13 protein-coding genes and 1 pseudogene are annotated in these 13,751 nt (G+C 74.7%); 10 read left to right on the top strand and 4 right to left on the bottom strand.

The window, feature by feature from the left end; translation table 11 throughout:
• Window positions 1–2 precede the first annotated feature (2 nt).
• Entirely contained in the window at window positions 3–1,397 is a 1,395-nt protein-coding gene (gene nhaA, locus ACWPWW_RS06360) for a Na+/H+ antiporter NhaA (protein WP_454049493.1), read from the bottom strand.
• A 162-nt stretch (window positions 1,398–1,559) separates the two neighbouring features.
• On the opposite strand from nhaA, the gene ACWPWW_RS06355 reads away from it, so the two are divergent.
• Window positions 1,560–2,381, top strand: a complete 822-nt coding sequence (locus ACWPWW_RS06355; protein WP_454049492.1) for an SDR family NAD(P)-dependent oxidoreductase — start codon at window positions 1,560–1,562, stop codon at window positions 2,379–2,381.
• Between the two features lie 24 nt (window positions 2,382–2,405).
• On the opposite strand, the gene ACWPWW_RS06350 is transcribed toward ACWPWW_RS06355, so the two are convergent.
• From ACWPWW_RS06350 to ACWPWW_RS06340, 3 genes are read right to left on the bottom strand one after another with little or no spacing between them, the layout of a single operon-like run.
• Window positions 2,406–2,852 (bottom strand): HIT family protein, encoded by a 447-nt coding sequence (locus ACWPWW_RS06350; protein WP_454049491.1) that lies wholly within the window; start codon window positions 2,850–2,852, stop codon window positions 2,406–2,408.
• Between the two features lie 38 nt (window positions 2,853–2,890).
• Window positions 2,891–3,469 carry a DUF1697 domain-containing protein gene (locus ACWPWW_RS06345; protein WP_454049490.1) on the bottom strand — a complete coding sequence of 193 codons (579 nt, stop codon included), beginning with the start codon at window positions 3,467–3,469 and terminating at the stop codon, window positions 2,891–2,893.
• A gap of 33 nt (window positions 3,470–3,502) precedes the next feature.
• On the bottom strand, window positions 3,503–4,066 hold the full coding sequence (locus ACWPWW_RS06340; protein WP_454049489.1) for an NYN domain-containing protein: 564 nt from the start codon (window positions 4,064–4,066) through the stop codon (window positions 3,503–3,505).
• Window positions 4,067–4,162: 96 nt separating this feature from the next.
• On the opposite strand from ACWPWW_RS06340, the gene ACWPWW_RS06335 reads away from it, so the two are divergent.
• The 9 genes and pseudogenes from ACWPWW_RS06335 to hemQ all read left to right on the top strand — a co-directional run bounded on the left by ACWPWW_RS06335 (window position 4,163) and on the right by hemQ (window position 13,706).
• Complete coding sequence (locus ACWPWW_RS06335; RefSeq protein ID WP_454049488.1) at window positions 4,163–4,666, top strand: MarR family winged helix-turn-helix transcriptional regulator; 504 nt, start codon at window positions 4,163–4,165, stop codon at window positions 4,664–4,666.
• Between the two features lie 124 nt (window positions 4,667–4,790).
• The gene (locus ACWPWW_RS06330; RefSeq protein WP_454049487.1) at window positions 4,791–5,306 is read left to right on the top strand and encodes a flavodoxin domain-containing protein; all 516 of its coding nucleotides are present in this window, start codon (window positions 4,791–4,793) and stop codon (window positions 5,304–5,306) included.
• A gap of 82 nt (window positions 5,307–5,388) precedes the next feature.
• Window positions 5,389–6,401 (top strand): annotated as a pseudogene (locus ACWPWW_RS06325) (LacI family DNA-binding transcriptional regulator).
• A 281-nt stretch (window positions 6,402–6,682) separates the two neighbouring features.
• Entirely contained in the window at window positions 6,683–8,329 is a 1,647-nt protein-coding gene (locus ACWPWW_RS06320; protein ID WP_454049486.1) for a glycoside hydrolase family 13 protein, read from the top strand.
• Window positions 8,330–8,372: 43 nt separating this feature from the next.
• Complete coding sequence (locus ACWPWW_RS06315) at window positions 8,373–9,764, top strand: extracellular solute-binding protein (protein WP_454049485.1); 1,392 nt, start codon at window positions 8,373–8,375, stop codon at window positions 9,762–9,764.
• Between the two features lies 1 nt (window position 9,765).
• Window positions 9,766–10,698, top strand: a complete 933-nt coding sequence (locus ACWPWW_RS06310; RefSeq protein WP_454049484.1) for a carbohydrate ABC transporter permease — start codon at window positions 9,766–9,768, stop codon at window positions 10,696–10,698.
• Window positions 10,695–11,672: a carbohydrate ABC transporter permease gene (locus ACWPWW_RS06305; protein WP_454049483.1), complete on the top strand. Its 978-nt coding sequence runs from the start codon at window positions 10,695–10,697 to the stop codon at window positions 11,670–11,672. Before ACWPWW_RS06310 ends, ACWPWW_RS06305 begins: the two co-directional genes overlap by 4 nt.
• 91 nt (window positions 11,673–11,763) lie before the next feature.
• Window positions 11,764–12,972, top strand: a complete 1,209-nt coding sequence (locus ACWPWW_RS06300; protein ID WP_454049482.1) for a ferrochelatase — start codon at window positions 11,764–11,766, stop codon at window positions 12,970–12,972.
• A complete protein-coding gene (hemQ, locus tag ACWPWW_RS06295) occupies window positions 12,969–13,706 on the top strand; it encodes a hydrogen peroxide-dependent heme synthase (RefSeq protein ID WP_454049481.1) in 738 nt (245 codons plus the stop codon). The genes ACWPWW_RS06300 and hemQ overlap by 4 nt, the downstream gene beginning before the upstream one ends.
• Window positions 13,707–13,751 lie beyond the last annotated feature (45 nt).

Here is a 13,751-nt window from a genome sequence, read left to right as displayed (position 1 = left end):
CGTCAGGACCCGGCGACCCACGGCCGGGGCGGCAGGCCGGTCGGCAGCTCCTCGTCCGGGGAGCAGAGCGGCAGCTTGTCGCCGAGGATGCGCAGCAGCACCGTGCCCAGCACGGCCGCGACCAGCGACCCCGCGAGGATGCCGATCTTGGCCTGCTCCCGCATCGCGCCCTCGAACGCCAGCTCCGCGATGAACAGCGAGATGGTGAACCCGATGCCGGCCAGCACCGCGCCGCCCACCAGGTGGCCCCAGCGCACCCGGCCCGGCAGCCGTCCCAGGCCGGTGCGGATCGCGAGCGTCGCCGCCCCGGTGATGCCGATCGTGTTGCCGGCCACCAGGGCGACCGCCACGCCGATGGTCACCGGCGACGTCGCGGCCGCGCGCAGCGCCTCGCCGTCCAGGCGCACGCCGGCGTTGGCCAGGCCGAACACCGGCACGATGACGTACGCCGACCACGGGTGCAGGACGCGCTGCAGCCGCTCGCTGGTCGGGACCGCGGCGCGCGCCGCCAGCTCGGTCAGCCGCTCGCGGTCGGCGGTCGTGTCCGCGACCAGCCCGTCGGCCCACTGCGGCACCGCGTCGACGTGCTCGCGCGCCATCGCGCGCGACGGCAGCAGCAGGCCGACCAGCACGCCCGCCAGCGTCGCGTGCACGCCCGACGCGTTCACCGCGCACCACAGGGCGATGCCGATCAGCGCGTACGGCGTCAGGCGCCACACCCGGAGCCAGCGCAGCGCCACCAGCGCCACGACCAGCGCCGCGGCCACGCCGAGCGCGGCCATGTCGACCCCGTCGTTGTAGAACACGGCCATCACGGTGATCGCGCCGATGTCGTCGACGATCGCCAGCGTCAGCAGGAACAGCCGCAGCCGGTCCGGGCAGGCGGGCCCGAACAGCGCCAGGATGCCGACCAGGAACGCCGTGTCCGTCGACATCACGACGCCCCAGCCGTGCGCCGCCTCCGTGCCCCCGTTGAACGCCAGGTAGATCAGCGCCGGCACCGCCAGCCCGCCGAGCGCCCCCAGCGCCGGCACCGCGATGGTCCGGCGGTCGCGGAGCTCCCCGCTGGTCACCTCGCGGTTGATCTCGAGGCCGACCACGCAGAAGAACACCGCCATCGCGGCGTCGTTGACCCAGTGGTGCAGGTCCAGGTCCAGCCCGACCGGACCGAGGTGGAACCCCGCCGACGTGCTCCACAGCGTGTCGTACCAGGGGGCGAGCGGCGAGTTCGCCCACACGAGCGCGATCACCGTGGCGACCAGCAGGAAGATCGCGCTGCCCGCCTCGGTCGCGAGGAAGCTCCGGACCGAGGGGCTGACGGACGGCAGCCGCACGCGCAGCGCCGGTCCGGGCGTCGCCGGGACGGCACGGGTGGGTTCGGCGGCGTCCGTGGCCACGGGCGGCTCCTCATGAGGTGAACGGGCTGATGGGCGACCAGCGGCCACCTCCCGGTGCGAACGCCGCGCGCCCCGCCAGTATGCCGACGCGCACGGCACCGGCGGGAGGGGGCGGACCGTCTGCTGCGCGGGCCGGCTGCGCGGATGCGGGACGATGGGGGGATGACGCAGCCGAGGACCGCCATCGTGACCGGAGCCGGACGAGGGATCGGGCGGGGCCTCGCGCTCGGCCTGGTGCGGGCGGGCTGGGACGTCGCCCTGCTCGGCCGGACCCGCGAGCACCTCGACGCCGTGGCCGCCGAGGCCCGCGCGGCGCGCGAGGACGCCGTGGTGGTGGTCGAGCAGGTGGACGTCGTGGACCGCGCCGCCGTCGAGCAGGCCGTCGCCCGGGTCGAGGCGGCGTTCGCCGACGCCGGCGGGGTCGGGCTGCTGGTGAACAACGCCGGGGTCATCGAGCGCGCCGAGGTCGACCTGGTCGCCGACGACGTCGAGGACGTGTGGCGGGTCATCGAGACGAACGTGCGGGGGCCGCTGCTGGTCAGCCACGCGGTGCTGCCGGGGATGCTGGCGCGCGGGTCCGGGCACGTGGTCAACATCAACTCCGGCTCGGGGCACCGGCCGTCGCCCGTCTACACCGGGTACGGCATCAGCAAGGGTGCGCTCGCCCGGCTGACCACGATGCTCGACCGGCAGTACGCGGACCGCGGGGTGCGGGTGCTCGACGTCGCGCCCGGCGTGGTCGTCACCGACATGACGCAGGCGATGCCGCTGCACGACGACCGCAGCGAGTGGACCCCGGTCGAGGCGACCGTCGACCTGGTGGACGCGTTCGGGTCCGGACGCCTCGACGCGCTCTCCGGGCGGTTCGTGCGCGCGGGCACCGACACGCCCGGGACCCTGGCCGAGGTCACCGACCGGATCCTGGCCACCGACGCCCGCACCCTCCGCCTCGCCCCCTACGGCGACGACGACCCGGTGGCCTGACCCGCGGGCCCGCCACCCGGCGCGTCAGAGGGCGGGGGACGTGCGGGTCGCCGGGACCTGCGCGGCGTGGGCGGTCGCGCGGAGGGCCGCGCGGAGGCGCTCGGCGGCGGCGTCGAGCTGCTCGGCGGGGACGTCGTGGCGGGCGTTGGCGAAGCTCAGCTCGGCCTCGCCCCACGCGGGCAGCACGTGCAGGTGCAGGTGCGGCACCTCGAACCCGGCGACCAGCAGCGCGGCGCGCGGCGCGTCCCACGCCGCCTGCTGCGCGAGCCCGATCGCCTTGGCGACGTGCGTCAGGTGCGCGAGGAGGTCGTCGTCGGCGTCGGTGAACGACGGCACCTCGGCGCGCGGCACCACCAGCACGTGCCCGTCGGTGATCGGCGCGATGGTGGCGAACGCGACGGCGCGGTCGTCGGCCCACACGAACCGGCCCGGGATCTCGCCGTCGATGATGCGGGTGAACAGGGTGCTCATGCGGCCCACGGTACCGAGCCCGCGCGAGACCGCCGGGCTCAGGCCTGCAGCTTGTCCTGCAGGGCCAGGACGGTCCGCCAGTTCCGGGCCGTGCCGCTGCGACCGGCGAGCCGGTCGAGCACCGCGGCGGTGACCTTCGACCGCCCGATGCCGTCGGGGTAGTGCACGTAGCCCTCCCGTCCGCGCCACGTGCCGCGCTCGCGGCCGTACGCGGCCAGGTCGACGGGGCCGTCGGCGCGAGCCGGACCGTCGAGGAACACGACGACCAGGTGCGACGGGTCCTCGGCGGCGGCATCGGGGTAGGGGTCGGCCGCCACGACGTCGTCGAGCTGTGCCCGGGTGCGGACCGTCAGCGCGAGCGGCCGGCCGAACCGCTCGGCGAGGTCGGCGGCCAGCCGGGTCGCGAGGCCGTCGGCGGTCGCGGGGGAACCGGGCGCGGGCGTGAGCAGCAGGTTGCCCGTGGCCAGGTGCGTCGCGACGTCGGTGTGCCCGAGGTCGGCCGCGGCTGCGCGGAGGTCGGCCATCGGCAGCGCGCCGTGCCCGCCCACGTTGACGGCGCGCAGCAGGACGAGGACGCGCGCGTCGGGGGTGACGGCGTCGGCGGCGGGGTGGGGCATGCGCCCACTGTGCACCCCGCCGCCGACAGCGCGTCAGAGGTAGCGCAGCGGGTCGAACTCGTCGAGGGGGATGATCCGCAGGCGGGGCAGCGTGACGTTGAACGCCCGCACGTCGGACTCGAGGTCGAAGGCCTGGAGCCCGCGCTCGGACAGGTGCGACAGCGCGGTGCTGGTGAACTCGCGGAAGGCGAGCAGCCCGACGCGGCGGTCGCCGCCGAGCAGCGCCTCGATCTCGGGGGCGAAGTCGCCGTCGTGCGAGGCGAGCAGCACGTCGCCCTCGCGGGTCGCGAGCGCCTCGAGCGTGCGCTTGATGCCGATGTCGACGACCTTGCCCTCGCCCGCGAGCGGGATCGGCTGGTAGCCGATGGCGAGCAGCGCCTGGACGAACGACATCGGGAGCGTGCCGCTGGTCGCGTTCAGGAAGAACAGGCCCTTCGGCTGCTGGCCCCAGGTCCGGTGCGCGAACTCCAGCACCCGCTCCCAGCGGGGCCGCTGCTCCGGGGTGGGTCGGCCGTTGAGGATGGACGAGCCGAGGGTCGCGTCGATGTTCTCGCCGTCGACCAGCACGTACGTCGAGCGGACGCCGTCGTTCTGCATCGGGCCAGCGTAGGGGAGGACCGGCGGAACAGGGGCGCGGACGCCGCGGTTGAGGGAAGGTAGATGCGTACGCATGGATCGACGGACGGAGCGGCGATGACGGTGCCGGCAGCGCAGGTGGACGTGCGGGCTGCCGCCGAGGCGTGGGAGGAGCTCTTCCGGGCGCAGGTCGCCATCATGCGCCGGCTGCAGCGCGACCCCATCTGGGACACGGTGTCGTTGCGCGAGTACGACGTGCTCTACACGCTGTCCGCCGCCCCGGACGGCCTGCGCCTGCGCGACCTCGGGGAGTCCAGCCTGCTCAGCCAGCCCAGCCTCAGCCGCATGGTCGAACGGCTCGAGGAGGCCGGCTGGGTCCGGCGCGCCCCGGCCGCCGGCGACGGGCGCGGCGTCGTCGTCGCCCTCACCGAGAGCGGCGCCGCGCTGCAGCGGGAGGTCGGGCGGCGGCACGTGCAGGCCATCGCGCACTACGTCGGCGGCGCCCTCGGGCCGGACCAGCTCGCCGCGCTCACCCGCGTCGCCGGCGACCTGCGCGCCGCGCAGGCCGGGATCGCGGAGCTCGACCGGGCCGAGCCGGGTCCGGCCGAGCCGATCGGCTGATCACCGTCGCAGGGGACCTCCGGCCCACGACCGGGCCGGTCCGGGCACGGACGATGGAAGCCGGCGGGAACGGACCGGCAGGGGGCCCGGTCGACCGCCACGACAGCCGCTGGAGGGCAGAGCGATGCAGATCCTGGTGACGGTGGCCTCGCGCCACGGGGCCACCGCCGAGATCGGCTCGGCGATCGCCGGCGTGCTGCGCGCCGGCGGCCACGTCGTCGACGAGGCGGCGCCCGAGCAGGTCGCCGACGTCACCGGCTACGACGCGGTGGTGCTCGGCTCCGCCGTCTACACCGCGCACTGGCTGCCGGCCGCCCGGGACCTGGCCGCACGCCTCGCCGACGACCTGCGGGACCGGCCGGTCTGGGTGTTCTCCTCCGGCCTGGCCACCCAGCCCGCCGCGCGGGCCAACAGCCCGCACGAGCTGCTCGCCCTGATGCGGGACGTCGGCGCCGTCGGCCACCGCGCGTTCGCGGGCCGGCTGGTCCGGGCGGAGCTCGCGTTCGCCGAGCGGGCGATCATCGCCGGCGCCCGCGCCAAGGAGGGCGACCACCGGGACTTCGCCGCGGTCGAGGCCTGGGGGCACGAGATCGCCGAGCACCTGCGGGCCGTCGCGCCGCAGCACGCCGCGACCGCCTGACGCCCGTCCCGCCCGTCCCGCCCGGCACCGCCGTCGCGCGTGCTGCAAGGAACTTGCGCGGTCCCGTCGTACGCTTGCGCGCATGGCAGGTCGGCTCGCGGAGGTCGCGCAGAAGGTCGGGGTGTCCGAGGCGACGGTGAGCCGCGTGCTCAACGGCCGCTCCGGCGTCTCCGAGGCGACCCGGCAGGCCGTGCTGACCGCGCTCGACGTGCTGGGGTACGAGCGCCCCACCAAGCTCCGCGGCGAGCGGGCCCGCCTGGTCGGGCTGGTGCTGCCGGAGCTGCAGAACCCGATCTTCCCGGCGTTCGCGGAGGTGGTCGGCGGCGCGCTCGCCCAGCAGGGCTACACGCCGGTGCTCTGCACCCAGACGGCCGGCGGGGTGTCCGAGGCCGACTACGTCGACCTGCTCCTGACCCAGCAGGTCTCCGGCATCGTGTTCGCCGGCGGCAACTACGCCCAGCGCGGCGCCGAGCACGCCCACTACGCGCTGCTCGCCGAGCGCGGCCTGCCCGTCGTCCTGATCAACGCCTCGATCGAGGAGCTCGTGTTCCCGCGGGTGTCGTGCGACGACGAGGTCGCCGTCGAGCAGGCCGTCGGCCACCTCGCCTCGCTCGGGCACACCCGCATCGGGCTGCTGCTCGGGCCGGTCGACCACGTCCCGTCCGAGCGCAAGCTGCACGCCGCCCACGCCGCCGTCGCGCGCCTGGGCCTGGAGCTCGACGACGACCTCGTCGCCCGCAGCGCCTACTCGCTGGAGAGCGGCCAGGCCGCGGCGACCCGCCTGCTGCAGCGCGGGGTCACCGGGCTGGTGTGCGCCAGCGACCCGCTCGCGCTCGGTGCCGTCCGGGCCGCGCGTCGTGCCGGCCGCCGCGTGCCGGAGGACGTGTCGGTGGTCGGCTACGACGACTCGCTGCTGATGAGCTGCACCGAGCCGCCGCTGACCACCGTGCGCCAGCCGATCGAGCCGATGGGCCGGGCGGCGATCGACCTGCTCGTCGGGCTGATCGCGGGCCAGCCGGTGTCGACCGACGAGCCTCCTGTTCGAGCCCGAGCCTCGTCGTCCGCGGCAGCACCGCCCCCGCCCCCGCCGCCTGACCGGCCGCGCGCCGGCCCGCCGGCCCCCCGGCGCGCGAGGTCGGCGCTCCTGCACGCGGCCGTCCCGCAGGACTGGCGACCTCGCGCGCGTCCGACGACCTCGCCGGGCGGAGGCTCCGGCGGGTCGCGGCCGGCGTCCGGGTGGACGGGTCCGTCGTTGGTCGCGTTTCGGTAACGGCCCTGTCGAGTTCTTGCGCGGTACGTGTCGTCGGATTTAGTGTCGCTGCTGTGCGGTCATCGACGACCGCGACGGAGCGGTACGCGAGAACCGAGGGCACGACGTGGTGCATCCCCCGAGCGACGACCCCACCTGGTGGCGCGACGCCGTCATCTACGAGGTGTACGTCCGCTCCTTCGCGGACGGCGACGGCGACGGCACCGGCGACCTGGCCGGCGTGCGCAGCCGCCTGCCGTACCTCCGGGACCTGGGGGTCGACGCGCTGTGGTTCACGCCCTGGTACGCCTCGCCGATGGCCGACGGCGGCTACGACGTGGCGGACTACCGCGCGATCGACCCGGCGTTCGGCACGCTCGCGGACGCGGAGGCGCTGATCGGCGAGGCCCTCGCGCTGGGCATCCGCACGATCGTCGACGTCGTCCCGAACCACGTCTCCGACCAGCACCCGTGGTTCCGCGCGGCGCTCGCGTCGCCGCCGGGCTCGCCGGAGCGCGCGCGGTTCTGGTTCCACCCGGGCGCCGGTCCCGACGGCGACGGCATCCCGACGCACTGGGTCTCGGACTTCGGTGGCGAGACGTGGACGCGGACGACCGACGCGGACGGCACGCCGGGGGAGTGGTACCTGCACCTGTTCACCCCGCAGCAGCCGGACCTGAACTGGACGCACCCGGCGGTGTGGGCCGAGCACGAGGACGTGCTGCGGTTCTGGTTCGACCGCGGGGTGGCCGGCATCCGGATCGACTCCGCGGCCCTGCTGGTCAAGGACCCGGCGCTGCCCGAGGTGCCCGCGCCCGGCGCCGTCGTCCCGCCCGGCGGCCACCCCCACGTGGACCGCGACGAGCTGCACGAGGTGTACCGGGGCTGGCGGAAGGTCGCCGACTCCTACCCCGGCACGCGGGTGCTGGTCGGGGAGGTGTGGCTCGAGGACACCGCCCGGTTCGCCGCCTACCTGCGGCCCGACGAGATGCACACGGCGTTCAACTTCGACTTCATGGCCCAGCCCTGGGACGCGGCGGCGCTGCGGGCGTCGGTGGACCGGACGCTGCGGGCGCACCGCGACGTCGGCGCGCCCGCGACGTGGGTGCTGTCGAACCACGACGTGACCCGGCCGGTGACCCGGTACGGCCGCGCGGAGTCGGGCTTCGCGTTCGCCGCCAAGCGCGCGGGCACGCCGACGGACCTGGACCTGGGCACCCGGCGAGCGCGGGCGGCCGCCCTGCTGACCGCGGCGCTGCCGGGCTCGCTCTACCTCTACCAGGGGGACGAGCTCGGTCTCCCCGAGGTCGAGGACCTGCCGCCCGAGGCCGTGCAGGACCCGATGCACGCGCGGTCCGGCGGGGTCGACCCCGGGCGCGACGGCTGCCGGGTGCCGCTGCCCTGGTCGGGGGACGCGCCCCCGTACGGGTTCGGCCCGGACGGTGCGACGACGCCGTGGCTGCCCCAGCCCGCGGACTGGGGCACCCGCACCGTGGCCGCCCAGGACGCCGACCCCGGGTCGATGCTCGCGCTGCACCGCGCCGCCCTCCGGCTGCGGCGGACGGAGCCGGGGCTGGGCGACGGCGACCTGCGCTGGCTCCCCGACGTCCCGGACGGCGTGCTCGCGTTCGCCCGCGGCGACGTGCTCTGCGTCGTCAACCTGTCCGGCACGACGGCGCCGCTCCCGTCGCACGGCGGGGTCCTCCTGGCGAGCGGCACCACCGACGGCGCCGCGCTGCCCCCCGACACGGCCGTCTGGCTCCGCGCGGCCTGATCCCTTCCACCCACCCCAGCACCACCCGACCCGAGGAGTGACGATGAGGTCCTCACGCACGACGGCGATCGCCCTGTCCGGCGCGCTGTCCTTCACCCTGCTCGCCGCCTGCAGCAGCGGCTCCGACGACGACTCCGGCGACTCCGAGTCGGGCGGGAAGACCGTGCTGCGCGTGGTCAGCCTGCTGCCCGGCTCCGAGAAGGAGGCCTTCGACGCGTTCGACGAGCAGGTCGCCCAGTTCGAGGAGGCGAACCCCGACATCGACGTGCAGCCGGAGGAGTACGAGTGGAAGGCGACGACCTTCGCCGCCCAGCTCGCCGGCGGGACGCTGCCGACGGTGTTCGAGATCCCGTTCACCGACGGCAAGACGCTCATCGAGAACGGTCAGCTGGCCGACATCGACGCGCAGTTCTCCGAGCTGCCGTACGCGGGCGACTTCAACCCGAACGTGCTCGACGCGGGCACGGGCGCGGACGGCAAGGTGTACGCCATCCCGGCGAAGTCGGTCTACGGCATCGGCCTGCACTACAACCGGGCGCTGTTCGCGCAGGCGGGCCTGGACCCCGACGACCCGCCGACGACGTGGGACGAGGTCCGTGCGGACGCCAAGGCCATCGCCGACGCCACCGGACAGGCCGGCTACGCCACGATGACGCAGGACAACACCGGCGGCTGGCAGCTGACCGTCGCCACCTACGCCCGGGGCGGCCGGGTCCAGGAGGTCGCCGACGACGGCACCGTGACCGCGACGCTGGACAACGACGGCACGAAGGAGGCCCTGGAGTATCTGCACGACCTCCGCTGGGAGGACGGCTCCATGGGCGCGAACTTCCTGCTCGACTGGTCGAGCATCAACCAGGCGTTCGCGGCGGGCCAGGTGGGCATGTACACGTCCGGGTCCGACGTCTACACGTCGCTGGTGCAGACCAACGCGATCAACCCCGACGACTACGGGCTGACCGCGGTGCCGCTGGAGGGCGACGACGCCGGCGTGCTCGGCGGCGGGACGCTCGCGGCGGTCAGCACGTCGGCCGACGAGGCGCAGAAGGACGCCGCGGTGAAGTGGATCGACTTCTACTACCTGCGCAAGCTCACGGAGCAGGACGCGGCCGTGCAGGACGCCGAGACGCTGATCGCCTCCGACCAGCCCGTCGGGACCCCGGTGCTGCCGATCTTCAGCCAGGAGCAGTACGCGCAGTCGCAGGAGTGGATCGCCGACCTGATCAACGTGCCGCTGGACCAGATGACCGGGTTCACCGACGTGATCTTCGACCAGCCGCTCGTCCCCGAGCCGTCCGCCTCCACCCAGGAGCTGTACGGCGCGCTGGACACGGTGGTCCAGGCGGTGCTGACCGACGAGAGCGCCGACATCGACGCCCTGCTGGAGACGGCGGACGCGAACGTGCAGGCGATCCTCGACAAGAACGCGGGCTGACGTGGCGTCCCTGCCCCACGACGCCCGTGCCACCCGCCCGCGGCGGACCCCGGTCACCTGGGTCCGCCGCGGCGGGCTGAGCACGCTCGTCTTCGCACTGCCGCTCCTGCTGGTCTTCGGGGTGTTCTCCTGGCTGCCGATCGGCCGCGCGGTGGTGATGAGCCTGCAGGAGACCAACCTCGTCACGACCGCGTGGGTGGGGCTGGAGAACTTCCGGACCGTGCTCACCGACCCGCTGCTCGGGACGGCCGTGCGGAACACGCTGTGGTTCGCCGTGCTGGCGCTGCTGATCGGCTACCCGGTGCCGCTGGTCGCGGCCGTGCTGATGAGCGAGGTCCGCCGGGGCAAGGGGCTGTTCAGCGCGCTCGCGTACCTGCCCGTGGTCGTGCCGCCGGTGGTCGCGGTGCTGCTGTGGAAGTTCTTCTTCGACGCCCGGCCCGAGGGCGTGTTCAACACGGTGCTCGGCTGGGCCGGGATCGGGCCGGTGCCCTGGCTGCAGGACGCCACGTGGGCGATGCCGTCGCTGGTGCTCGAGGCCACGTGGGCCGGTGCGGGCGGCACGATCATCATCTACCTCGCCGCGCTCACCTCGGTGCCGGGGGAGCTGTACGACGCCGCCGAGGTCGACGGGGCGTCCGTGTGGCGCAAGGTCTGGCACGTGACGATGCCGCAGCTGCGCGGGGTCCTGCTCATCACGTTCATCCTGCAGATCATCGGGACGGCGCAGGTGTTCCTCGAGCCGTACCTGTTCACCGACGGCGGCCCGGCCAACGCGACGATCACGGTGCTGCTGCTCGTCTACCGGTACGCGTTCGGCCAGAGCCTCGGCGGCGACTACGGCGCGGCGACGGCGCTCAGCCTCATGCTGGCCGTCGTGCTCGCGGTGCTGTCGGTCGTCTACTTCCGCCTCACCCGGTCCTGGAGCACCTCATGACGACCTCGACCGTCCCGTCGACCGCGATCCCGCCGGCCGACCCCGTCCCGGCGCCGGCCCGCCGCCCTGCCCGCCGCCGGGGCCCGCGCCCCGACGACGGCGACCGCGCCGCCCTGTCGCCCGCCGACTGGCGCCGCCCGCTCGTCCGCCGGTCGATGCGGGTGTCGCACGTCGTCCTGCTCGCGCTGCTCGTGCTGTGCGGGCTCGGACCGCTGCTGCTGCTCGCGAAGTTCGCGGTCACGCCCACGCAGGACATCCTGCGGACCCCGCTCGACGTGTTCCCGAACGGCGTCGCGTGGTCCAACCTCGGCGCGGCGTGGAACGAGGTGCAGATCAGCCGGTACTTCCTCAACACCGTCGTGCTGGCCGCCGGCGCGTGGGCCGGCCAGCTGCTGGTGGCGACCACCGGCGGGTACCTGCTGTCGGTGCTGCGGCCGCGGTACGCGCGGCTGGTGCAGGGCGCGGTGCTCGCGACGCTGTTCGTGCCCGCGGTGGTGCTGCTGGTGCCGCTGTACCTGGTGATCCTGGACCCGCCGCTGTGGGGCCGGTCGCTGATGAACTCGTACTGGGCGGTGTGGCTGCCCGCCGGGGCCAGCGCGTTCAACGTGCTGCTGGTGCAGCGGTTCTTCGACAGCCTGCCCCGCGAGGTGTTCGAGGCCGCGCGCGTGGACGGGGCCGGACCGTTCCGGCTGTTCTGGTCGGTCGTGCTGCCGATGAGCCGGCCGATCCTCGGGGTGGTGTCGGTGTTCGCGATCATCGCGTCCTGGAAGGACTTCCTCTGGCCGCTGCTGGTGCTGCGCGACCCCGACATCCAGCCGCTCTCCGTCCGGCTGCCGTCACTGCAGGCCACGACGGACCTCGGGGTGCTGATGGCGGCGCTGGCCATCTCGACGCTGATCCCGGTGCTGCTGTTCCTGGTGTTCCAGCGGCTGTTCCTGCGCGGGGCCGGGCTGGGCGGCGCCGTGAAGGGCTGACGCGGATTCTGACGCAACGTCGTGACAACGTCACGTCCCGGGCCCCCGCCGCTCGACGGGCCGCTCCCCGCGACGATGGGATGATGAGGGGGTGTCTTCCCCCACCCTGACGGCGTCGTCGCTCGCACCGTACGACGCCGTGCTCCTGCTCTCGTTCGGCGGCCCGGAGAAGCCCGAGGACGTCCTCCCCTTCATGCGGAACGTGACCCGCGGCAAGGGCATCCCCGAGGAACGGCTGGTCGAGGTCAGCCAGCACTACGCGCTCTTCGGCGGCCGCAGCCCGATCAACGACCAGAACCGGGCGCTGCTCGCCGCGCTGCGGGCCGAGCTCGACGCCCGCGGGATCGACACCCCGCTCGCCTGGGGCAACCGGAACTGGGAGCCGTACACCGAGGGCGCCCTGTCCGGGCTCCGCGCCGACGGCACCGGCCGGGTGCTCGCGCTGGTGACCAGCGCGTACGGGTCCTACTCCGGCTGCCGGCAGTACCGCGAGCACGTCGCGCAGGCGCTCGCGGGCGCCGCCGGCTGCGACGAGACCCCGCAGGACCCCGAGGCGGCGGCCGGCGTCCGCGTCGACAAGCTGCGGCACTTCTTCAACCACCCCGGCTTCGTCCGGGCCAACGCCGACGCCGTCGTCGAGGCCTTCACCGACCTCGCCGCGCAGACCGGCCGGCCCGTCGCCGACGTCGCCGCCGAGGCGCCGCTGCTGTTCGTCACGCACTCGATCCCGCTGGTGATGGAGGCCGGGTCCGCCGCCGCACGTCCCGGCTACGTCGCCCAGCACGAGGACGCGTGCCGCGAGGTCGCCGCGCTCGTGGCCGCCGACCTCGGCGTCGAGCCCGCGTGGAGCCTGGCGTTCTGCTCCCGGTCCGGCCCGCCGTCGCAGCCGTGGCTGGAGCCCGACATCAACGACGTGCTGACCGAGCGCGCCGCAACCGGCACGACCGCCGTCGTGATGTCGCCCATCGGGTTCGTGTCGGACCACATGGAGGTCGCGTACGACCTCGACACCGAGGCGATGGCCACCGCGAAGGACCTCGGGATCACCGCCGTGCGCGCCGGGTCGGCGTCCACGCGGGCGCCGTTCGTCGCCGGCCTGGTCGACCTGATGCTCGAGCGTGCCGCCGCCGAGCGCGGCGAGGACCCCGAGCGGGTCACCGTCGGCGCGCTGGGCGCGTGGCCGGACCGGTGCGCCGTCGGCTGCTGCTTCCAGCGTGCCGGCGTCGACAGCGGCCTCCCGACCATCTCGCAGCAGCGGGCGGACCACACCAGCGCCGACGAAGGAGCAGCAGCACGATGAGCACCACCACGACCCCCGAGGGCGGCCACAGCCCGGAGACCGCCGACGAGATCAACGCGGCCATCCGGTACGCGATGTACGCGGTGTTCGAGACCTCCTCGTCGCTGCCCGCCGACGCCGCCGAGCGCACCCGGGTCGTGGACGCCGCGCTCGCCGCGCTGACCGGGCCGGACGCCCCCGAGGGGCTCGTCGTCCGCGGCTGGTACGACGTCGCCGGCCTGCGCGCCGACGCCGACCTCATGGTCTGGTGGTGGGCGCCCACCATCGAGGCCGTGCAGGAGGCGTTCCACCGCCTGCGCGCCAGCGAGCTCGGCGAGCACCTGCTGCCCGTCTGGTCGGTCGCCGCGATGCACCGCCCGGCGGAGTTCAACCGCGGGCACGTCCCCGCCTTCCTGGCCGGCGAGGCGCCGCGCGACTACCTCTGCGTGTACCCGTTCGTGCGGTCCTACGAGTGGTACCTGCTGAGCGACGAGGAGCGCCGCGAGCTGCTGCGCGAGCACGGCCACGCCGCCCGCGACTACGCCGACGTGCGCGCGAACACGCTGTCGGCGTTCGCGCTCGGCGACTACGAGTGGGTGCTCGGCTTCGAGGCGGACGAGCTGCACCGCATCGTCGACCTCATGCGCGACCTGCGGGCCACCGGCGCCCGCCGGCACGTGCGCGAGGAGATCCCGTTCTACACCGGCCCGCGCGTCGAGCTCGCGGAGTGGGCGGAGCGGCAGCCGCGGGGGTAGCGCCGCTCCGGTGCGCGAGCGGCACGCACGCCGCGGACCCGGGAA

This window comes from Cellulomonas sp. Marseille-Q8402 (assembly GCF_965119525.1).
The sequence above is the reverse complement of the archived record's forward strand: the minus strand, read 5'-3'. Positions and strand labels throughout refer to the sequence as shown.